The following is a 22,723-nucleotide window of genomic DNA, read 5'->3' as shown; positions in this document are numbered from 1 at the left end:
AAATATTGAATTCATCATTAATACGCACTCTTTCCTTTGTTTGTTAAGGAAAAGGGTAATTCTATCCACTGAGTCGTTAATAATTCAGACTCATGCGTGTTTTGACTCTACTGAATTAACATACAAAAGTATGTGATCTTTTCGTCTGATAGAGAAGATTAATAATTAATTAAGCTTATTAAGACTGATATTTTTGAAGAAAATTAGAATGCTTCTCTTACTGTAAAGAAAAATGCAGACTCAGAATTATTTCCAAGCCCAAAATCAATTCTAAAATTTAGAGGATCATCTTGGAGCAATTGAATGCGTAACCCTAGCCCATAGGTGTACTGGATATCATTGAAAGCTTTGCCTTCAAAACCCGATAAATGATTCCCAAAGCCAGTAAAAGCAACGGCTGCAAACCGATGAAACAGTTTTCGTCTGTATTCTCCTTGCAAGAAATAGATTTGATTGTTAATGTATTTATTAGAATTTCCGATACTTCTTAACCTTTTACTGCCCCCTAGCACCGCTAATTTGTAGTACGGAACACCATCTGTTCTGATATCCCATAGAAATTGTACACCAATAATGTTTTTATCATTCCGAATTTTAAAAAATGACCTCAAGTCTACTGTTGCAGCCCAATAATTAAAGTCAAAGAAGTAGTATCTCGCATTTGCTTTCCAAAAATGACCTTCAGTAGGGTAAAGGATATTATCTCTCTGATCCCAGCGAAATTCTACTCCTAAACCTAATGTAGTTCCTTTGTCAAAGCCTGTTATGCTTTCATTTAGAGTCTGCCCATCAATATTGCTATTTCGGTTGTAAGTAAAGTCGTAGAATAACCCTAAAAAGAATACATCTTTGATAGGGAATAGAACTTCTCCGAGGCTAGTGAAATTGAAATGATCATATTGTGTAGTTTCAGATTGTGGTTCTCCAATTCCAAAGAATGTATCTGGAAAATCAAATATTTGCATCCGATTCACTATTAACCAACCGTTGTTGGTAAATAGAAGCATATCATAATCAAAAAGAAGCTGATTTTTTGTAGAGTAAGAAAACGCAGGAATGATGGTTGTTGGCCGATAGTATTTATTCCTTATATCTTTTTTTTCTTCTTTCAAGACTATTGGAGTAAGCACTCCAAGTGATAATCCAGCTCTTTGATTGAAGTCTAAAGTTGGAAAAAGTGAAATTGTAAAGGTTTTTGTTTCTAAGGTTACAAAGTCTAGAATAGTTGTAGCTAGTTTTGAAATAGAGTTTTCCTCAAGGGAGTCGGTTTCTTGCCCAAAAGCCACGGGAGGAAGAAATAGTAGAATGAACAGAAAGTTTCTAATTGGGTAAATCATTTTAGTACAACTCTGAGGATTTCTAATCTACTTGAATCTGATAGCTTCAGCCCATTATGTTCCTTGAACAGTGTTTTTTTATTCAAATTGTACTAGATCATATTCAGATGATAGGGTCTAATTACTTGTGATCTGTTTTATTAAAATGCTTGAGGGAGTCATGTGGATTTGTTTCTAGTCTCAAAAACATAGATTTTTACATCTTCAAACCAAATTGTTTTAGAGCTTAGAAAGTCAATTATGCAGGTCAAGACGCGTGGGATTGTGATCAATAGTTTAAAGTATGGAGATACATCGCTCATTGTGAGAGTTTTTACGGAAGCTTTGGGGTTTAGAACCTATATGGTGAAAGGCGCACGTCAGAAGAAATCTGCAAAAGTGGCAATGTTTCAACCCTTAACCTTGGTAGAGTTTGTCGCTTATGAGCAACCTCACCGAGAAATGCAGCGAATGGGAGAAGTTTCAATTGCTCAGCCTTACTACTCAATTGGTCTTGATATCCGAAAAAATACAATAGCATTTTTCTTATCTGAGGTACTTTTTAAAATCTTAAAAGGAGAGGCAGAGTCTTATCCGACCTTGTTCCAGTTTTTGTGGGCAGAACTAACAGCTTTCGACCAAGCAAAAGAAAACTTTAGCTATTTCCATTTATACTTATTGTTAGCTTGCTTGCCTTATTTAGGATTGGATATTGGTTCTGGAGAGAATTTGGTTAGGCAGCTTTCGGAGGTGAGGGCAGATGAGCCAAAAATAATAGCTGCATTTGACCAATTACTAGAAAATGGATCAAATACAGCTATTCAATTGTCTAGTTCTCAAAGAGACCAGATGATGGAAATCCTTTTGAAGTTTTATCAATGGCATTATCCATCTTTTGGGGAAGTAAAATCTTTAGATATCTTGAGGAGTATCTTTCACTAAACAGCAGCTTCTACTTCTTCTTCAGAAACCGCAACAGATACTTTAAGAAGGAATAATGAATGCTCTTGATTCAATCTTACAAATTGATATTGTAAAGGCTCTTTAGTTTTTCTTCTCAAGTCAATAAGTCCAAGACCTGCTCCACCTGTAGCGTTCAAATCACCAGATTTGATTTGCGTCTTATACATTTCTTTTAATTCTTCCTCTGACGCATTATTAACTTCGTCAATATTGGCACAAAGAGATTTTCTTTCTTCGTTCTCAATTTTGTTTGAAGTAATTACGTAGTATGCTTTTTCGTCTTGTCCGATAAAAAATAGCCCGTTTCCTGCTTTTGGATTGTCAGACATTTCAGCCGAATGTCTTGTAATATTTTGAAGAGTTTCCACAAGCATGTGATAAACTCTCTTTTTTACCTTCATTTTTTCATTCTTACGATCCATCTTGTCCTCGGTCATGGCCAAGAACATTTTAGTGAAGTCTTGGTTAAGTGCTCCCATGTAGATGATGGAAATACCGTTCTCGCTCATTTCGTCATGAAGGAGAAGAGCCGTTTTTAAGAATCTAATGTCTAATTGCATAATGTTATCCCGTACTTAAAAGGTAAATGCCCTATTGTATTGTGAAAAACTCTAAATTGATGGTGTAAGTCACAATTTAAGAAAGTCTTTTTGTAGACCTTCGCCAAGCTCGTGCCAAAAGTGAGTAGTTGTAGAGATTGACACAAAGAAAACGTAAATAAAATTGATTTATTATTTAGATATCGTCGGAACTTTTGCTTTTGCAGTCAGTGGCACTTTAGCCGCCGCAGACCGTAAGATGGATATTTTTGGAGCCTTATTTTTAGCTGCTGTAACGGCCATAGGAGGCGGGACAGTCCGTGATCTTCTGTTGGATGCTCACCCTATTGTTTGGACAGTAGATTATAATTATTTGTGGGTGATTACTTTAGCCGTAATTTTTACAATCTTATTTCAGAAATGGGTATTTAGATTACGAAAAACTTTATTCTTTTTTGATACAGTAGGAATTGGTGTTTTTACCATCATTGGTCTTGAAAAAGCGCTTTCTTATGATGTTTTTTTTGGTGCGGCAGTTATTCTAGGGATTTTCTCGGCAGTTTTGGGTGGTATTATTCGAGATACCTTGTGTGGTGAGTCACCGCTTATTTTTAAGAAAGAAATTTATGCAACACCTTGTCTATTAGGTGGGTTGTTATACGCAAGTATGCGTCATTACGGAATAGAAAACCCTTATCTCACTTATATCTCGGTACTTTTTATAATGTCTATAAGGTTTTTAGCAGTAAGATATCACCTTGCACTCCCGCAATTGAGTAATGAAGGTCTTGAAAAAAATGAACATTCAGGGAAGAAGTCTTCGGATAATTAAGGTTTTAACTGATCACTAGATTTTTTTGATTTTCATTCTTGATTTAGGCAAGTTATCTATGTTTAATCAGAATATTTTTTTGACGGATTGTAGCTTTTTATAAGCTGAAATAACGGGTGGTATTCTTAGAAAAGTGAAATAAGGTAACTAAAAGTATCAATTTGTATTAGATATTATTAACTTAATGCAAATCGTATCTATATATTACGATAGTGTGTTTAATACCTGAAAAGGCACCAGTTTGGTAGCCAATACTATACTTACTTTATAGGAAGTTTTTAGAGCTTCCAATTTTTTATTTTCTCTATCATGAAGTCACAATTTTACTACACTGTTTTTACCTTTCTAATGTTGGTCTCCGTTGGAGGGTATGGGCAGAAAATCAACTTTAACCAATTAGGGGTTCGAGAGGGCTTGTCGAATAATAATATCGAAAGTATAACACAAGATGAGTTCGGATACCTTTGGTTTGCTACTAGAGATGGACTAAATCGGTATGATGGTCATCAAATTACAGAGATTTCTTTATCCAATGATAAGAATGAACAGATCAAAGATTATACAAGTCTTTACTATGATTTAGAGACTCATCAATTGGTTTGTGGTCTTTACCAAGGAGCGATTAGCTTGCTCAATACAACTACTGGTGAAGTAGCTTATCAAAGACTGCCAAATTCTGATACTCATGTAAACCAAATTTTCGGAGATTCAAATTCACGTATTTGGGTAGGAAGTGCCAATGGGCTTTTCATTTTTGATTTGAAAAAACTGAAATGGCTCGATGTTGATTTCACTCAATATTTAAAAGGTGACTTCATTTCTAGTGTGACTTTTATTCCAAATCGGGAAGAAATTTGGTTGAGTAATAATCACTCAATTTTCATTTTTAATGATGAATTTTCTTTGGTAGATCAATTCGATATTCTAGATGAAAATAATGAAGACTTCATCAAACGAATCTGTCATATTGATCAAAAGGCTTTTGTTTTATTTGACTCAGAGCAGAAGATTTTAGGTTACGACCTTGAATCAAAGAAATTGAAGAAGGTTATCAAATTACCAGAGCTAACGCTTGCTAGAGATATTTTAAAAGGAGAAAATAATTATTGGATTACGACAACAAATGGCTTCTACAGTATTGATAATAAGTTTAGAAAATTATCAAAAGTAGAAGGACTGAATCACCTTTCATTGACCAAGATTTTTCAAGATAAAAGTGGTGAAATATGGTTGGGGTCGAGAGGAAGTGGCATGATCTCATTTTCCCAGATTTCGGAAAGATTTAGACATTTTAATAACAAGGATGACAAGTTAAATACCCCAATCGTTCGTGCTATTGAAGAAGATATCTATAAAAGATTATGGATTGGTACTGATGGCGGAGGTGTAAATATCGTTTCGGAAAATAGAAGAACGAATTACGTTACAGAGGAAGATGGATTAGCTTCCAATAGAGTTCGATCACTTAGAAAAGATCATAAAGGAAGACTTTGGGTAGGTACTACTGCTGGATTACAAATCTTAGCGACCAAAGATGGAGGTTATACTATCATTGACTCATTAAGTTCAGTGCTTCCTAAAGGGAATATTTGGTCAATCATTCAAGATCAATCTAAGCATATCTGGGTCGGAACTTCTGATAAATTATACGTTTACAACTCAGATATAGAATTAGTACATACATACAGCAAAGAGAATGGATTACCGAGTAATGATATAAATGTAGTTTTTGAAACCACTGACGGTGACATTTTGATCGGTACTTATGGAAATGGAATGGCGAAGTTTAATCCTAAAAACAAAACTTTTGAAGCATTTCATTTAACAACAGATTCAACTGATGCTGTAATAGAAGTGACCGTCATTCATGAGGATAGTGACAAAAACCTTTGGGTAGGAACTCACGGTCAAGGTCTGATCAAAATTAATCAACAATCGGAAGTAGAAGTATTTAATATCCAAAATGGGTTTCTTGATGATGTGATTTACGGATTAGTTGAAGATACAGATCAAAGATTGTGGTATTCAACAAACCGAGGAATCGGTTTTCTGGAAGCGAAAGCAGGCAAAAAACACTTGAAATTTTTTACTGAAAAGAATGGACTTCTTTTTTCAGAATTCAATCAAGGAGCATTTAAACGAAGTCAAAGTGGTGAAATCTATTTGGGTGGCGTAAATGGCGTAATTCATTTTAAACCTAATTCTATTCAAGAGAATCCTTATCAGCCTCAACCTATTTTTACATCAGTGGAAGCTGGGAAGATCAGCGATGGTGAAAAAAGTCTGTTGGTTTACGATAATTACAAGGCTTCAACACTTGATAGTTTATCGCTAGCACATACACAAAACGATATTCAGATACGTTTTTCATCCATGAGTTTTGTGGATAGAAAGCAAAATCGATACGCTTATATCTTAGAGCCTTATGAAGAAACTTGGACAAATGTTTCTGAGTTTAACGTTGCCAAGTACACAAATCTAAGTCCTGGTCAGTATCAGTTTAAATTGAAGGCATTCAATAACGATGGGGTGAGTAACTCAGAGCCTAAAGTTTTAAACATTGAGATCAGAACTCCTTATTGGCAAACAACTTGGTTTAAGTTTTTAGTGATTCTGTCTTTACTGGTCATAGGTGTTTTAACCATGAAATGGCGAATGGCTAGGCTTGAGCATAAAAATCAGGTACTTGAGGAAAAAGTATTGTTGAAAACAAGTGAGATTTTACAACAAAAAGAAGAGATAGAAGGGCAGGCAGAAGTCTTAAAAGAACAAAGGGATAAGCTGAGTGCAAAGTCAATGGAATTGGAAATGGCTTTGGATGAACTGAATCTGAAGAATAATCAAGTAGTTGATAGTATTAAGTATGCAAAGAAAATTCAAAAGACAATACTGCCTTCTAAACAGAAAATGGAAGATGTTTTAGGTTCATATTTCACAATTTATAAACCTAAAGATATTGTATCGGGCGATTTCTTTTGGCTATCAGAAATTGATGAAAAAACATTCTGTATTGCTGTAATAGACTGTACAGGTCATGGAGTACCTGGTGCAATTATGAGTATGGTTGGGTATTCGTTGCTCAATCGAATTGTCAACGTCAAGAAAATACATGCTCCAGATAAAGTATTAGAACTCTTAGATAAGTCCGTTAAAGAAGACCTTAAGCATGATGCAGAAAAATCTGTGAAAGATGGAATGGATGTGAGTTTCTGTAAAATCATTAAAAATGAAGCATCATGGGAGTTGTATTATGCAGGAGCCAAGATGCCAATCTTTATCAAGGAAGGTGATTCCGAAATTTATAGAGTTAGCCCAACGAACAAGGCGATTGGTGGACATTACCGAAAAGTAAGACCGTTCGAGTTGAAAACAGCTTTCCTTAAAAAAGGAGATCGTATTTTCTTAAGTTCTGATGGAATTATAGATCAGTCGAATGAAGATCGTAAAAAAATAGGGACACCATTATTTATGTCATGGCTCGATGCTTCTCAACCTTTAGATGTTCAAAAACAGTCTATCAAAGATAAACTTGTTCAACATCAAGGAGATTTTCATCAGAGAGATGATATAACCGTAGTAGGTATCGAAGTTTCTTAAAGCAATTTTGTGATAGAAAAACAAAGCCCATAAAATACCGTTGATTGGTGATTTTATGGGCTTTTTTGCGAGTTCATTTATCGGATAAACTTGAAGTCATCTACAAAATCATTGTATTTACTCTCGTAAAGCTCGTTCGGGGTTCCTAAATAAAATAGTGTGTAGCTAGTATTGTCAAAGAAAACCGTTACTCTTCGCTGCTTTATGTCTTTTCCTTCAAGCTGAAACTTTTCATCTGCCATCACCGCTTTTCTACCTTTAAAAGTAGTGTGTTTAGCATCTCCTGTCTCACTGTAAATGTCATAGAGGGAATTGAAGTAGGTATCTGTATCAGTTACCGTTTCTTGAAATTTGATAATATCAAGGCGGTAAATATCCGTTTCATTTTGATTGATACCTTTTTGTACATCTTGAAAAACAGTGAAATGATTTCCTTCTACGTCAAAGTTATCTTGTACTTTTTCCATTTGACCAGAATAGTCCACTTGAAAACCATGACTTTGGTAAGATTGTGAAAATCCTGACATCCCCAAGGAACAGAGGATAATGATAAAGCTTAAAATTAGATAGTAATTCATGGATAATGACACTAGGTTATGATAAAATTAATCACAAAAATACCCAAGTCTTTCCATGAATAAGACTTGGGTATCATCATCAATTCTTAAAGCTTCTATACAATTGTAAAAAGTAGAATCTAATGATATTAGAATTTACCTCTTGAGTTGACCATTTTATAACCTATTACGCGGTCATATCTGCCTCCCATATCTCTGTAATACACAAAAACATCATATGCATTTTCTGTGATTCTGAATGAGTTTTCTATCGGTTCACTAGAATAGCTACCATCAGCTTTTTTGAGAACATACTGGTAGTTGTAGACACCTTGCTTCAAAAATGCACTGCCTAAATAGGCGTTTTTATCCGATACGTGATGCATTTTATAATCTTCTTTCAAGTCCCAATCAGAAAAAGCACCTTGAATGTACAGTTCTCCATCCAAAGGACGATCGGCTTTTAAGGTGAAAATCACTTCAGTATAATCTGCTTGTGTTCGAGGGTCTCGGTTGGCTACTGTTACAAAAAATTGTCCGTTTATATCTTGTTGAGATTGATTGTAGGTTAAGTTTCCTCTCTGAAGGTCAGGGTACAAAAACATTTTATTGAAGTCACGATTGATTTCAAAGTTTCCAACTCTGAGCCCACCTCTCGCATTTTCTGTATTGGTTGTAAAGCCTCTGAATTCATTTCCACCGTCAAATGCATTTCGGTAATCTGAAAAAGTGAAATCAAGCAGTTTATCAAAAACCTTATTGAAACGAGGCATGATAGAGTATCTCGCATTATCCCATCTCATATTCTGACGGATGGTAATCCATACATTATTTGGGAGAATATTGAGATCAGCTTCATTGTAACTAACTGTTACGTTTACTTCTTGTAACTCCTGACTTAATTGACCACCAACAGTTTGTCGGGCTTGAATTCCGACTTGGGTAATTGACTCATAAACTACAAATCTTCTGGTAAGAACTACATTTCTCTCATCTCCTCTTGGGTACACTTTAATAATGTAATTTCCAGAAATTTTCACTTTTGGAAGCTCAAGTTTGAAGTTGACATAAGGAACTTTAGTCCCCAATGAAAACTCAAAATCATTGATGTTTTGATCTTGAAAACCTTGAATAAACTCAATTGGGTTAAGTCTTGAAGGATTCCATTCATGGTCACAATGAATAATCTTTGCTTTATAATATGGAGCATCATCCCCAAACTGATCAAATTCTAATATCAGTTTACCCGAACTATTCAGTGGTAAAATTGGAGGGCTTAAGGTCTGACCATTCTGATTGTGGATGGTACTGTAGAAAAGAACCGTCGCAATTTCATCATCATAAACCTCGTCTTTATAATTGAATTGTGCCCATGCATCAGAAAAAGCAAATACAATTAGTAGTAGTGGAAGAAAAGCTCTCATTTGTCTGTTTTTAATTGAAAAAATTGAAGCAGATTATGTCTATTAGTCTAACCAAAAGTCATTTTAACTAAAATAATCTGTATTTCACTCTTTCTGCCTTAACAATTACAACTTCCTTCTGGATCAATTCTTCCAAAATGATAGCCGCCATTTCTTCTTTATAATCTAAGCCTAGAAAGAAGTTGGAAAGGTAATTTTTAAAGCTATCTAATTTTGTTGGTCTTCTTTTAGAAGAAACTGTACGAAGGTTTCGAATTACTTTCAGTGCCTCTGAGCTAAAAATACTTTCATTTAAAGTACTTTCTTTATGAGAGGGTTCTAACTGAAGCGCGTTGACAATATTATTATAGTTCAAGTCTGAGAGACGAATACAATGTCTTCCGTCCTTTTTTATAATCTTAATTGTATTGTCGAAAACTTGCTCTTGCGAAATGATCACAAACTTGGCTGTTGCATTTGCTTTCTGATGGTATTGACCTATTCTGAGCTTGAGATTGTCTTCCAAAAAATCACGATCCATTCTTGGTTCTTGGAAGATTTTACACTGTTGTCCTAACTGCGATTTACATTTTTTCACTTCAGGATTACTCCTAGGGTCGTTTCGCATGAAGAAGACCAAATGCCAATTCTCATCAATAAATCCTTCCGCCAAAAGTTGATTTGCGCTTTCAACATCTATAAAAATGTAAACTTTTTTCATCTAAAGATTCTTCTATGGAGTAGAGTCCTAATTAATTCTGCTGCAATTTCAATAGAAATTTAAACTTAAAGAAACGTAGAATTAAGAAAACTTTTCGATATAAAGAATCAAGAGTCAAGGAATCCGATTACCTTTGCACTGCAATTTTGAAAAACAGACTAATGGAACAAGAGCAATTGTTTGAAATGACTGCACAAACCTTTCAAGGTTTGGAAGAAATTTTAGCCCAAGAATTGGAAGGCATCGGTGCTGAAAACATCGAGGTCAAGAAAAGGGCGGTGACTTTTGAGGGAAATAAAGAAACAATGTACAAAGCCAATCTTTGGTTGCGTACCGCAATCAGAGTGTTGGTGCCACTTGAGCGTTTTGTAGCCAAAGACGAAGACGAGCTTTATGAGAATGCAAAGAAAATTGATTGGACAAAATACCTAGATCTGTACAGCACTTTCGCGATAGACAGTAGTGTTAGTTCACCAATCTTCACTCACTCTCAGTATGTGGCTTTGAAAGTAAAAGACGCCATTGCAGATCATTTCAGAGAAAGAACTGGAGGGAAGAGACCTTCTGTGGATGTTGAGAGACCAAATGTAAGTATACACATTCGTATTTCGGATGATAAATGTATTCTTTCTTTAGATAGCTCTGGAACACCATTATTCAGAAGAGGATATAAAACAGAACAGAAAGCAGCACCTTTGAATGAAAGTTTAGCTGCAGCTATGATCTATATGTCGGGTTGGAAAGGCGAGCGCAACTTTGTAGATCCTATGTGTGGTTCGGGTACTATTTTGGTGGAAGCGGCTTTGATTGCTACAAACACAGCACCAGGTCTTTTTAGATCGGAATATGGGTTCTTAGGTTGGAAAGATGCTGACCGTCGTTTGTGGAGAAAGCTAATTCGTGAAGCTAAAAGAGCACAAAAAGACATTAATTGTAAGATTTTAGGTTCAGATATCGATCCAGATGCAATTGATGTAACTGCAGGGAATATTGAAAGAGCAGGAATGGATGATTACATCAGTATTCGTCAGATTGCATTCCAAGACCGTCAAGTGCCAAAAGGAGAAGGTGTTTTGATTTGTAACCCTCCTTATGGTGAGCGTATTGGTGGTGATATTGAAGATATCGAATTGTTATATAAAGAGCTTGGCGACAAAATGAAGCAAGATTTTACAGGCTATGATGCTTGGATTTTGTCTGCAAGTACAGAAGGTTTGAAGAGTGTTGGTTTGAAAACGAGCAAAAAAGTAGACCTTCTAAACGGTGGATTGGAGTGTAAGTATGTAAAATACGAACTCTACGAAGGAAGCCGAAAAGAGAAAGCAGAGTCAGAAGAATAAGCTGATTTTAGGCATTGTTTTCTATGCTTGTCTCGCAATAAAAGTGTCCATTTGGAACTTGATTTTATTGAGGTTTTCAGTGGTGTATAAAAATTTAAGAAATTTTATGCTTTTGCCATTTGAAGACAAAAATGTTAAAGTAAATCCTTTGTGAGAACTCATATACTCACAAAGGATTTCTTTTTTTGACTAACATCAACCGATTGCGAAATAATTTTGTTTTAACAAGTGTGAATTTTTTGTTTCGCAACCGAGCCCGAAAAAACTTTTTTCTCATAATAATGAGCGGGTTTCTATATTTGTGAATAACAAAGAGAGTGTATAAATTACACAATACATATACAGGCTTACATGTATTAAAAGTAAAATGAAAATGGAGAAACAAACTACAATGAAAGCAACCAAGCCTAAGTTGTCTTTTTGGCAAATCTGGAACTTGAGTTTCGGGTTCTTAGGTGTTCAATTTGGTTTCGCACTACAAAACGCTAACGTTTCACGTATTTTATCCACTCTAGGTGCCGATCCACATGATCTCCCGATCTTCTGGATGATTGCACCAGCGATTGGTCTTGTTGTTCAACCTGTAGTAGGTGCAATGAGTGATCGTACTTGGAATAAACATTTCGGACGTAGAGGTCCATTTATCTTTGGTGGTGCTATTGCTGCTACTATTGGTATGTTCTTAATGCCAAATGCTTCAGCATTCACTGCTTATATCCCTGCTATCTGGTTTGGTGCACTTATGTTGGCACTAATGGATGGTTCTTTCAACGTAACTTTCCAACCTTTCCGTGCTCTTGTTGCAGACATGCTTCCAGAAGAGCAAATTAACAAAGGGTATTCTGTTCAGACGTTTTTGATCAACGTAGGAGCTGTAGTAGGTTCTGCTTTACCATTTATTCTTACAGGTATTGGTATCCAAAATACAGCGCCAGAAGGTCAAGTTCCCGACTCTGTAATCTGGTCATTCTACATTGGTGGTACTACATTGCTAGTTACAGTACTTTGGACAGTATTCTCTACGAAAGAATATCCGCCAAAAGAATATGCCATGTACAATGGTGTTGACGAGGCAGAAGTAGCAAAAGAAGAAAAGAAAGGGTTCTTAGAGCTTTTAAAAGAAATGCCTACAGTAATGTGGCAATTGGCTGCAGTACAGTTCTTCTCATGGTTTGCCCTATTTATGATGTGGGTATTCTCAACTTCAGCAGTTGCACAACACGTTTGGGGTACTTCTGTAGATGATACTTCTTCAGCTGCTTATAACGAAGCGGCAAACTGGGTAGGTATTTTGTTTGCGGGTTACGGTGTATTTGCTGCATTGTTCTCTCTGGTGATGGATAAAATTGCCAACAAATACGGAAGAAAATTCACTTACGCTATTGCACTATTTGCAGGAGGTATCGGATACGTATCTATGTATTTTATCACAGATCAAAACATGCTTATGGCATCAATGTTAGGTATCGGTATTGCTTGGGCAGCTATCTTGGCTATGCCTTATGCGATCTTGTCTGAGAACCTTCCATCAGGAGCTATGGGTGCGTACATGGGTATCTTCAACCTTACTGTAGTAATCCCTCAGTTGTTGAGTGGTGTAGTAGGTAGATTCCTAATCGGTCTATTCGATAAACAAGCAATCTTTATGCTTGTTACAGCAGGTGTGTGTATGTTTATCGCCTCAGCTTTAGTCTTCATCGTAAAAGATAAAAAGAAAGCTTAAGCAACCTGTATTATATATTGAGCTTACTTGTAAGGAGTTATATCCTTAGGAATGCCTCCTTACAAGGCTAGCTTAAAAATTGTCCTATTTACAAAATCAAAATTGAATTCCCTTTTCATTTGTTGGTTGAATATAAAGACCCTTCTTTTCTGACCTCTGGGTGAGATTAGGTTGGCACGTTATGTTCATAGTTGAAGGATTTATTGAGAAAGGGTAAAAATAAAGTTTACTGAAAATGAAAAACTACATCAAGCACGACAACTGGAATATCATCGAAGAAGGATTCCATGTAGAAAACAATCGTATTTCTGAAAGCTTGTTCTCATTGGGTAATGGTCGTATGGGACAGAGAGGTAACTTCGAAGAGAAGTACTCTGGAGACAGCATGCAAGGTACTTACATTGCAGGTGTTTACTACCCAGACAAAACTAGAGTAGGATGGTGGAAAAATGGATACCCTGAGTATTTCGCGAAGGTATTGAATGCACCAAGTTGGATCGGTATCAATGTAGAAATTGAAGGTGAAGAGCTTGACTTGAACACTGCTGAAGTAATTGACTTCAAGAGAGTGTTAAACATGAAGGATGGTTTCCTTTACAGAACGTTTACGGCTCGTTTAGCATCAGGTAAAGAAGTTAAAGTTGAAGCAACTCGTTTCTGTTCTATCGTAGATGATGAAGCTGGTGTGATCAAATATGCAATCACTCCATTGAACTTCAGCGGAAACATCAAATTTACTCCTACAGTAGACGCTGACGTAGTAAACGAAGACTCAAACTACGACGAAAAATTCTGGACTGAAGCAGCAAAAGGTAACGAAACAGGTTTCGCTTATGTAACTGCTGAAGTACGTAAGACTTTGTTCCAAGTAACTACTGCAATGGATTATGCAATCACTGTAGCAGGAGCGGAGCAAGCATTAAACCCAACATTGGCAGAAGCAGAGAAATTTGTTTCTCAAACTGTAGAGGTTTCAGCTAAAGAAGGTGAAGAAGTAGTATTCACAAAATATGCAGCTGTTGTATCATCTTTGAACCATGATAAAGCAGCACTAGTTGATGCAGCAAAAGCTGAATTGGCTAAAATTAAAGCTAAAGGTTTCGATGCAATGTTGGCTGAGCAAGCTGAGGCTTGGGCTAGCAAATGGGAGCTTTCAGATATCAAAATTGAGGGCGATGTTGCTGCTCAACAAGGTATCCGTTTCAACATCTTCCAATTGAACCAAACTTACACTGGTGAGGATGCTCGTTTGAACATCGGTCCTAAAGGATTTACTGGTGAAAAATACGGTGGGGTAACTTACTGGGATACTGAGGCATACTGTGTGCCATTCTACTTGTGTACAGCAGACCCTAAAGTAGCTCGTAACCTACTTGTATACCGTCACAACCACTTGGAAAGAGCAATCGAGAATGCTGGTAAATTAGGATTCGACAACGGTGCAGCACTTTACCCAATGGTAACAATCAACGGTGAAGAATGTCACAATGAGTGGGAGATCACTTTCGAAGAGATTCACCGTAACGGTTCTATGTCTTATGCTATCTATAACTACATCAGACATACACAAGACTATGCTTACCTTGCTGAGTACGGTTTTGATGTACTATTGGGTGTAGCTAGATTCTGGGCACAACGTGTTCACTTCTCAGAGCACAAGAACCAATACGTAATGCACGGTGTAACTGGACCAAACGAGTTTGATAACAACGTTGATAACAACTGGTACACGAACTACATCGCATCTTGGTCTATGCGTTACGCACAAGAGGCAGTAGATTACGTAAAAGCAAATCACGCTGATCGTTATGCTGAGTTGGTAGCGAAAAACAACTTCAACGAAGCTGAAGAAACTGCTAAGTGGAAAGACATCGTAGACAACATGTACTATCCATACGATGAGAAGAGAGACATCTTCTTGCAAGCAGATAACTTCCTAGATAAAGAGCAAATCTTGGTGAAAGACCTAGATCCTAAACACCTTCCATTGGTACACAACTGGTCATGGGATAGAATCTTGCGTTCTAACTTCATCAAGCAAGCTGATGTTCTTCAAGGATTGTACTTCTTCGAGCATGAGTTCGACGTTCCTACATTGAAGCGTAACTACGACTTCTATGAGCCAAGAACAGTACATGAGTCGTCATTGTCTCCATGTGTTCACTCTATCATCGCTGCAAGAATCGGTGATATGGAGCGTGCTTATGAGTTCTACCTAAGAACTTCTCGTCTTGACCTTGATAACTACAACGAGGATTCACAAGACGGATGTCACACAACTTCAATGGCGGGTACTTGGATGTCAGTAATCGAAGGATTCGGTGGTAAGCGTGTGATTGATGAGCAATTGAGCCTTGAGCCTCAAATTCCTTCTGAGTGGGAAGCTTATACATTCAAGATTGTTTGGAGAGGAGCTACAATGGATATCCGTGTAGATCACGAAAACGTAACAATCAAGAACAATACTGATGTTGCTGCTGAAATGCTTGTTTACGGTGCTAAGCAAGAATTGGCAGGTAACGGAGAGTTGGTTATCCCTGTGAAAAAGTAATACATAGCCTGTATTAATATAAAGCACTTTTCAAGTGTCTTGGAGCCTCACAAGCAATTGTGGGGCTTTTTTTGTGCTTTTAAAAAATGTATATCCACAGTTTTTTGAGCTTAAAATAGTATAAAACAGATAAACTAAACTAGAGTAACATTATTCTTTAGACTTCTTTCAAATAGCATTTACATTTAATCTTTGTTGCATAAAATGTAAATTAATATGTATATTTTGATAATATTTTAATTTTATAGGGTATTATCTATATTTTTTTCATTGTAAAAATAAGTCCATTTTTATCAATTATTCTGTCTTAAAATGATTCACATTTGTACGAATCAATGAAATGGATAAACGACTTATTTTTTATACTACACTAACATGAAGGCTTTATTCTATCATTCGTTGTTGACTCTTTTATTACTTGCTTCAAATGCATATGGACAGCAGGGGACTGTCAAGTTTGAGCACATTACATCTGAGGATGGATTATCATCTATGTCTGTATATACAATTTCTCAAGACAAGTATGGCTTTACGTGGTTTGGTACAGAGAAAGGTTTAAACAGATTTGATGGTTATACAATCAAAACGTTTTATCATGATGCTGAAGATTCTTTGAGGTCGATCAGTGGAAATGATATTTCATGTCTTTACACAGATAAGGATGGAGACTTTTGGGTAGGAACATTTGGAAGAGGAATTAATTTATATGATCCAAGCACAGAATCATTCAGGGAAGTTGATGGAAAAGTAGATAGTCTTGCTTTAGATGATAGGCATATCAGTGGCTTTTTAGAGGATAGTCATGGTAATTTTTGGGTCACAACCTACTTTGGTGGTATTCACCTTTTTGATAAGGAAGCCGAAACTCTGATCGGGTTTGACTCAAAAGAAGAAGGGACAGGAACTAATTCTTCAGATATTCGAGGTGTAGTTGAAGATGAAGAGGGTAACATTTGGTTTGCTTCATTTAATAACGGAGTAAGTGTATATAACCCCAATACAAAATCCTTTTCATATATAAAACATCAGAAAGATGATCCTTATAGCCTTAGTACAAATGCTCTAAATTGTATTTATAAAGACAAAAAAGGAACAATTTGGATAGGAACGAATGAAGGTGGTTTTTGTAAGTACCTAGGTGATGGAAAGTTCAAGACATTTACTTATGATGAAAAAAACAGCAATTCCTTAGGGCAAGATCAAGTATTGGCAATAGCAGAAGATAGATTAGGGAGTCTTTGGTTAGCAACTTTTGGAGGTGGAGTAAATTATTTTGATGTAGAGAAAGAAACGTTTAAAAGGTACTATAACAATGTTTCAGACCCTTCGAGCTTGAGTGCAAATAATCAATTTAGTATTTATGTTGACTCCAATGACTTACTATGGGTTGGTACTTATGGCGGAGGAGTTAGTGTTTTTGACCCTCATAGATATAAGTTTAAGACGTATACGAAAACTGATAAAAGTCTTAATGCTAAAAAAGTAGATGCTGTTTTACTATCAGGTAACAATCTATACACAGGAACCTATGGTGGAGGTGTTTCCATAATTAATCAAGAAACAGGAGGAGTTTATTCTTATACAGATCATACCGATATTTCTATTACTCAAAACCAAGTTGGAGCTATTTTGAAAGATACTAAAGGTCGACTGTGGATAGGAACTGATAGAGGTGGAGTTAATGTATGGAATGAAGAAGATGGGAAGTTTGATAATTATCAGCCAATAGATGGGGATGATACATCTTTAGGTGACCGAACTGTAGCGAGTATAGCTGAAGATATTTATGGCAATATTTGGTTAGCCTCTTTGGCAAAAGGAGTATCCGTATTTAATGAGGACACAAAGTTGTTCAAGACCTTAAAAATGGATAATAAAGGGCTGCTTTTTGATGGAATTCGTAGTCTTTATACGGATGACAATGGTTTAGTTTGGCTAGGAATGCAGTCAAATGGTATTCAAGTGATTGATGCGAAGTCTTTGAAAGTGATTAAAACTTTTGCAGGTCCAGAAATACCTGAAGCAACAGTTAGAGACCCATTGTACAAAACTCATTTTTGCGATTTCTATAAAGATAATGATGGAATTCTTTGGGCAGGGACAAATACAAATGGCTTATTACGTTACAACATTGAGAAAGAAGTTTTCGAACAAGTTGAAAACGATGAGTTAAAATCAGTAAGTATTAGGTCTCTAAATGGCGATCGACAAGGCAATATTTGGATTGGTACTTCAAAAGGGCTGTATAAGTATAATACAAGTATTGGTGAAGTGGTGAAAAGGTATGACAAATCAGATGGTTTACCTAGTGATGAATTTACTTATCAAGGAAGTTCTAGGGGAGAAGATGGACAGCTTGCATTCGGAACAATAGATGGAGTCATTCTATTTTATCCCGACGAACTGATTGAAAATAAGAAAGTACCACCAGTATACTTTATGGATTTTTCCATTTTCAATAAATCGATCAAGTTTGGTGATGAAACTGAAATTTTAGCTCAAGAGATCACTTTTACAGATACAATCAGAGTTGACTATGAACAATCAGTGATCTCATTTGACTTTCTTGCACTCAATTACTCTATCCCCGAAAAGAACAAATATGAATATCAATTGAAAGGCTTCTCTGATCAATGGTTTGATAGTGAAACACGCTCGGCAACATTCACAAACCTAAACCCAGGAGAATATACACTGACTGTCAGAGCCTCTAATAACGATGGCTTGTGGAATGAAGAAGGAAAACAAATTACATTGTTTGTAACACCTCCTTATTGGATGACATGGTGGTTTAGAACGATTGTACTTCTTAGCTTTTTAGGTAGTGGGTATGGCTGGTATCGCCATCGACTGAATAAAGAAATTGTACAAAAGCACAAATTAGAAGAACAAGTAGTTGAGCGTACTGCCGAGTTAGTTCAGAAGAATGAAGAGGTACAACAACAAGCTGAAGAATTAGCTTTACAGAGAGATTTCTTAGCTGAAAAAAATGAGCAAATTACCCAAAGTATTCGTTACGCAGAGACAATTCAACAAGCCTTTCTTCCGAGTACAGGAGTAATGGACGATATGTTAAAAGCTTATTTCTTGGTTTACAAAGCTAAAGATCTTGTTTCTGGTGATTTTTATTGGGCATACCAAAAAGACCAATATAGTTTTATGGTTGTAGCAGATTGTACAGGACATGGTGTGCCTGGTGCATTTATGTCTATGATCGGTACAAGTTTACTTAATCATATCATTAAGGAAAAAGGTGTTTATGATCCCGCTGTAATTCTTGCAGAGTTAAAAATCAGATTGAAGGTAGTTTTAAAGCAAGAAAGTGGCTCAAATTCAGATGGAATGGATGTTGCTCTTTGCCGATTTGAATATGAGGAAGACCGAATGAATGTAGTGTATGCGGGTTCTAAATCAACGCTATATTATTATACAGAACATAACCTTAAAAAGGTAAAAGGAGACAATATCCGCATTGGTGGAATTTGGAAAAGGCGAAATCAAAGCATTTTCACAAACAAAACCTTTACACTAAATAAAGGAGATGTCTTATTTATGAGTTCTGATGGACTGATTGACCAAAATGATGGTACAAAGAATCGATTTGGTTCAAAGCGTTTAGAAGAACTGTTTATGAATTGTGTAGCATTAAAAGATTTTTCTGAAGGGGAAGCATTAGTAAATCAGACGATTAATGGTTTTCAAAAAGATGCGAATCAGCGTGATGATATCACCATTTTTGGAATGAAAGTATAGTTGAATTTATGAATCTGAAGCTAGTTTAGTGTTGAAGTACAAGTCGTTTTGACTTGTTTATAGGTAAGGATTGAAAGTCAAAATATACCCTCAGAGAAGGAAATGATTCTTTAGTGTGGAATGTGAATAAGCTTAAATGATTACTTTATATAGTCTGAATTCTTTCTATATTGTATAATATTTATCCTATTTATTCAATATAAAAACGAAACCTTAAAACCATGTTTAAGAAATTGGCTTCTGATGTGATGGGACTTAGCGACATCGGAAAAATCATTGACCCTTCAGATTATGACAAAGTAGATTCTGATGATTATGTAATGCATGAAGATGGAGAAAAAATCTTCTTCTTAATCAAATCAAAATCAGATGAATATTGCTTTACAAATACAGCGCTTATTCACTTAGATGGAGATTCTGCAATGAATTCAAAAAGAGTCTTGAAGCGCATCACTTATAAGTCACATACTTTCAGTGATGTTAAGCTTGAGACTGCAGGAAACATCGACCTTGATGTTGAAATCAAATTTAGACTTGGCGATGAGTCATACAGTATTGATGTGGATAAAAAGCAAATTGAAAAGCTAAAAGACCTATACAAAAGCTTGATCAAGATTGCATCTATTCAAGATGAAAATGCGAAGAAGTTAGACATGTCTGATGAAAGTTTATCAGTTTCAATTAATGCATTAAAAGGAGCATTTGGTAGTAATGTTTCTAAGTCTGAATTCGCAAGCTTGAATGAGTATGTTTATGACTGGAAAGTTGCTAAACATCATGAGTTTCATGTAGATGATTTCTCAGAAGTATTTGAGAAGTACATTCTAAACTAATAAGTTTCAGATTCCTAATTACTGAAAACCCCAATGAGCAAGACCGTCTTATTGGGGTTTTCTTCTAGATATAACTCTTAATCGGATTTTAAGATCTTGATCTCATCTACAATCGTTTAGAAATTTTTTTTATCATCTTGATGATAAGGTTAAGTATAGGCTTAAATTTGTTTCTTAGCTAAGAATAAGATCAATCTTGTTTAATATGACATTGATTTAAATATACTTTTCCATTTTTTTAAAGAGGAGAAGTCCAACTTTTTTCATTTTATAAGCAAAGCATAAAGGGAAGATGAAACAGCTTTTTACACTTACTTTAGCACTTCTGATGTCGTTGGTACAACTAAGTGCTTTGGGGCAAACAACAAATAAAGAATTGCTAAACAGTAAGCTTGATAAGGGGAATTGGTATGGAGAATTAGTATTTCCTTCAGGTACAACTTTTCAAGCACATATGGAGGTACTAAAGTCTCAGAAAGGTGCTTTTGATGGTATAATCCATTGGCCTAATTATTTTAATACCAAAACAAAAGTAGAAGGAATTGTAGAAAATGATTCCTTGAAAATTAAAGAAATAGAAGTCATATCTGGTAAGGTAATGTCTCTTGATTTTTACTTGATTAAAAGTATTGAAGAAGGGACAATTAAGGCCGTAGCCTTAGATGATGAAGGAGCTGAAGAAGCAACTTTCACTTTTCGTAATGAAAAGCTTTTATCAGATAAGGAGTTAAAGACTTTTGGAAAATTGGTAAAGAGTGCCAACGAAAAGTACGGTAGTTTTACTTTCAGTCCAGTCGAATTAAGCAAAGCCGATGAAATCCTATCACAGTTTAACAAAGTAAGTGAAGCAGATAGTATTTACCTGAAACCTTTAAAATTTGAGGGTAAGGTTGAAGTAGAGGGAATGACGATGGATCTTCTGTGCTACATGAAACTACCAAAGATGAGAATAGAAATGAAAATCATGGGTATGAGTCTGATCTTTGGTAAAGATGATTCAGTTTCATGGAATTATAATGGGATGGCTAAGATTGCAGAGATAAAACCATTAGACGAGAGTGAGGACAACAATATGATTGCAGATTTTGATAATTCTGATATCAATGAATTATTGGAGGATGGATTTGAGATCAGGAGATTGTCAGAAGGTGAATTTGACGGAGTTTCTTTTTACCGATTTGTACTCTCAAAAGAAAAGCAAGCAATAGCATATTACATCAATAAGGAGAACTATCGAGTTTACCGTGTAGAAAAAGAGAATGATATCACGACCACTACTGGAGAGGTAAATGAGAAAGGGCAATTTGTGATGAAAGAGATAAAGGTTGTTAGAATTGCAAATACGATGACTTTTTTGATTGATGAATTTTCTTTAGATCAAGAGATTGATGATGCGATTTTCTCACCAACGGAAGAAACTATTGCTTTAGCTGAGGGAAATGGAATAGAGCGTATGCAGAAGGATTCTGATTACTTCAATGAACTTGGTATTGATTTTTATAGAGAAGGAAAATTTGAAGAAGCTGCAGCTGAATTTACGAAGGCGATCAACCTAAATAGTAAAAATGCTACTTATTACTCGAACCGTGGTACTGCTCACAAAAAGTTAGGGAATTGGTATAAAGCCATCTCAGATTTTAATCAGTGTTTGGAGCTTGATCCTAAAAGAAATGATGTTTTCGGACTTTTAGGAGAAGTCAAGTACAATTTGAAGGATTATAGCAGTGCCATTCCTGATCTTCAAAAATCACTAGAAGATTCAAGTGTGACAAGGTATAATTACTATTACTTAGCCATGTCTCATTTCAGACAAGACAGTACCCAACAAGCTTATGAGGTATTTTCAGAAATCGTGAAAAGAGAAGATGCTATCCCTGTAGATTATTACAATCATGGTTATGTAGCCTTGAGTTTAGAAAAGAATTCAGAAGCTATTACGTCTTTAAAACAAGCAGTGGAGCTAGCACCAACTAGTTTAGATTATGTGAATTATCTAGGGATTGCATATTTCAGAACAGAAGCATACGACAAAGCTGCTGAATTCTTTAAATCTGCTATCGAATTGAATGAGGATGATTATGTGCTGAAGCAAAACTTCACAGATGCCTTGTTCATGGGGAAAAAGTATGAAGATGCCGTAACCTACTTTAGAGCTTATATCGATCACCCTAAAAAGACTGCCAAAATGCATAATCAGTTTGCTATAAGTTTGGAGAATACACAGCGATACGATGAAGCTTTGGTTCAATATGATTCAGCAATATCTATGAACTCTACAAATGCCTATTATTATGATAATAGAGCCGGCTTACATGCTGGATTGGGACATTTAGAAAAGGCAATTGAGGATTATACGACATCCATTAAAATCTACGCAAAAGATCCAGAAATATATTATCAGAGAGCATTACTGCATAAGAAAAATCATGATAAATATTCTGCATGTATGGACTTAAAAGTTGCAGCAGATATGGGACATGAAAAAGCAAAAAAAGAGTCTGATGATTACTGTTCTTTAGAGAATTAATCACCTGTACTCATAAAAAAAAATTGTAAACCACTTTGGCTATAATCATGGCTGAAGTGGTTTATTTT

At 35.7% G+C, this 22,723-nt stretch carries 14 protein-coding genes; 9 read left to right on the top strand and 5 right to left on the bottom strand.

Going from position 1 to position 22,723, the window contains the following annotated elements; genetic code table 11:
• Window positions 1-203: 203 nt before the first annotated feature.
• Window positions 204-1,337 carry a BamA/TamA family outer membrane protein gene (locus tag BC781_RS03135; protein WP_109615790.1) on the bottom strand — a complete coding sequence of 378 codons (1,134 nt, stop codon included), beginning with the start codon at window positions 1,335-1,337 and terminating at the stop codon, window positions 204-206.
• Between the two features lie 240 nt (window positions 1,338-1,577).
• On the opposite strand from BC781_RS03135, the gene recO reads away from it, so the two are divergent.
• Window positions 1,578-2,258: a DNA repair protein RecO gene (gene recO / locus BC781_RS03130; RefSeq protein WP_109615789.1), complete on the top strand. Its 681-nt coding sequence runs from the start codon at window positions 1,578-1,580 to the stop codon at window positions 2,256-2,258.
• On the opposite strand, the gene BC781_RS03125 is transcribed toward recO, so the two are convergent.
• A complete protein-coding gene (locus tag BC781_RS03125; RefSeq protein ID WP_109615788.1) occupies window positions 2,255-2,839 on the bottom strand; it encodes a SiaB family protein kinase in 585 nt (194 codons plus the stop codon). The genes recO and BC781_RS03125 overlap by 4 nt on opposite strands.
• Window positions 2,840-3,002: 163 nt before the next feature.
• Here BC781_RS03125 and BC781_RS03120 point away from each other — a divergent pair, with 163 nt between their 5' ends.
• Complete coding sequence (locus BC781_RS03120; RefSeq protein WP_317047222.1) at window positions 3,003-3,650, top strand: trimeric intracellular cation channel family protein; 648 nt, start codon at window positions 3,003-3,005, stop codon at window positions 3,648-3,650.
• Between the two features lie 309 nt (window positions 3,651-3,959).
• Window positions 3,960-7,247, top strand: a complete 3,288-nt coding sequence (locus BC781_RS03115; RefSeq protein WP_109615786.1) for a two-component regulator propeller domain-containing protein — start codon at window positions 3,960-3,962, stop codon at window positions 7,245-7,247.
• Window positions 7,248-7,324: 77 nt separating this feature from the next.
• Here the strand turns inward: BC781_RS03115 and BC781_RS03110 are convergent, their stop codons facing one another.
• The 3 genes from BC781_RS03110 to BC781_RS03100 all read right to left on the bottom strand — a co-directional run bounded on the left by BC781_RS03110 (window position 7,325) and on the right by BC781_RS03100 (window position 9,928).
• On the bottom strand, window positions 7,325-7,825 hold the full coding sequence (locus tag BC781_RS03110) for a hypothetical protein (RefSeq protein WP_146201613.1): 501 nt from the start codon (window positions 7,823-7,825) through the stop codon (window positions 7,325-7,327).
• A 128-nt stretch (window positions 7,826-7,953) separates the two neighbouring features.
• Entirely contained in the window at window positions 7,954-9,228 is a 1,275-nt protein-coding gene (locus BC781_RS03105) for a type IX secretion system plug protein (RefSeq protein WP_109615784.1), read from the bottom strand.
• 67 nt (window positions 9,229-9,295) lie between these two features.
• Entirely contained in the window at window positions 9,296-9,928 is a 633-nt protein-coding gene (locus tag BC781_RS03100; RefSeq protein ID WP_109615783.1) for a hypothetical protein, read from the bottom strand.
• Window positions 9,929-10,089: 161 nt separating this feature from the next.
• Between BC781_RS03100 and BC781_RS03095 the strand changes: the two genes are divergently transcribed.
• The 6 genes from BC781_RS03095 to BC781_RS03070 all read left to right on the top strand — a co-directional run bounded on the left by BC781_RS03095 (window position 10,090) and on the right by BC781_RS03070 (window position 22,655).
• Window positions 10,090-11,268 (top strand): THUMP domain-containing class I SAM-dependent RNA methyltransferase, encoded by a 1,179-nt coding sequence (locus tag BC781_RS03095; protein ID WP_109615782.1) that lies wholly within the window; start codon window positions 10,090-10,092, stop codon window positions 11,266-11,268.
• Window positions 11,269-11,641: 373 nt separating this feature from the next.
• Window positions 11,642-12,991: an MFS transporter gene (locus tag BC781_RS03090; protein ID WP_245935568.1), complete on the top strand. Its 1,350-nt coding sequence runs from the start codon at window positions 11,642-11,644 to the stop codon at window positions 12,989-12,991.
• A 235-nt stretch (window positions 12,992-13,226) separates the two neighbouring features.
• Window positions 13,227-15,542, top strand: coding sequence for a glycoside hydrolase family 65 protein (locus BC781_RS03085; RefSeq protein ID WP_109615781.1), 2,316 nt, complete (start codon window positions 13,227-13,229; stop codon window positions 15,540-15,542).
• Window positions 15,543-15,917: 375 nt separating this feature from the next.
• Window positions 15,918-19,295, top strand: coding sequence for a two-component regulator propeller domain-containing protein (locus tag BC781_RS03080; RefSeq protein ID WP_109615780.1), 3,378 nt, complete (start codon window positions 15,918-15,920; stop codon window positions 19,293-19,295).
• Window positions 19,296-19,516: 221 nt separating this feature from the next.
• Window positions 19,517-20,128: a PH domain-containing protein gene (locus BC781_RS03075; protein ID WP_109615779.1), complete on the top strand. Its 612-nt coding sequence runs from the start codon at window positions 19,517-19,519 to the stop codon at window positions 20,126-20,128.
• Between the two features lie 292 nt (window positions 20,129-20,420).
• Window positions 20,421-22,655, top strand: a complete 2,235-nt coding sequence (locus BC781_RS03070) for a tetratricopeptide repeat protein (RefSeq protein WP_109615778.1) — start codon at window positions 20,421-20,423, stop codon at window positions 22,653-22,655.
• Window positions 22,656-22,723 lie beyond the last annotated feature (68 nt).

It is taken from the genome of Sediminitomix flava, assembly GCF_003149185.1.
Lineage (GTDB): Bacteria > Bacteroidota > Bacteroidia > Cytophagales > Flammeovirgaceae > Sediminitomix > Sediminitomix flava.
The sequence above is the reverse complement of the archived record's forward strand: the minus strand, read 5'-3'. Positions and strand labels throughout refer to the sequence as shown.

Bases quoted from the DNA above. Each gene is read 5' to 3' on its own strand.
- BC781_RS03085 (WP_109615781.1), top strand. From the start codon at position 13,227: ATGAAAAACTACATCAAGCACGACAACTGGAATATCATCGAAGAAGGA.
- BC781_RS03105 (WP_109615784.1), bottom strand. From the start codon at position 9,228: ATGAGAGCTTTTCTTCCACTACTACTAATTGTATTTGCTTTTTCTGAT.
- BC781_RS03095 (WP_109615782.1), top strand. From the start codon at position 10,090: ATGGAACAAGAGCAATTGTTTGAAATGACTGCACAAACCTTTCAAGGT.
- BC781_RS03080 (WP_109615780.1), top strand. From the start codon at position 15,918: ATGAAGGCTTTATTCTATCATTCGTTGTTGACTCTTTTATTACTTGCT.
- BC781_RS03090 (WP_245935568.1), top strand. From the start codon at position 11,642: ATGGAGAAACAAACTACAATGAAAGCAACCAAGCCTAAGTTGTCTTTT.
- BC781_RS03125 (WP_109615788.1), bottom strand. From the start codon at position 2,839: ATGCAATTAGACATTAGATTCTTAAAAACGGCTCTTCTCCTTCATGAC.
- BC781_RS03110 (WP_146201613.1), bottom strand. From the start codon at position 7,825: ATGAATTACTATCTAATTTTAAGCTTTATCATTATCCTCTGTTCCTTG.
- BC781_RS03135 (WP_109615790.1), bottom strand. From the start codon at position 1,337: ATGATTTACCCAATTAGAAACTTTCTGTTCATTCTACTATTTCTTCCT.
- BC781_RS03075 (WP_109615779.1), top strand. From the start codon at position 19,517: ATGTTTAAGAAATTGGCTTCTGATGTGATGGGACTTAGCGACATCGGA.
- BC781_RS03070 (WP_109615778.1), top strand. From the start codon at position 20,421: ATGAAACAGCTTTTTACACTTACTTTAGCACTTCTGATGTCGTTGGTA.
- recO (WP_109615789.1), top strand. From the start codon at position 1,578: ATGCAGGTCAAGACGCGTGGGATTGTGATCAATAGTTTAAAGTATGGA.
- BC781_RS03100 (WP_109615783.1), bottom strand. From the start codon at position 9,928: ATGAAAAAAGTTTACATTTTTATAGATGTTGAAAGCGCAAATCAACTT.
- BC781_RS03115 (WP_109615786.1), top strand. From the start codon at position 3,960: ATGAAGTCACAATTTTACTACACTGTTTTTACCTTTCTAATGTTGGTC.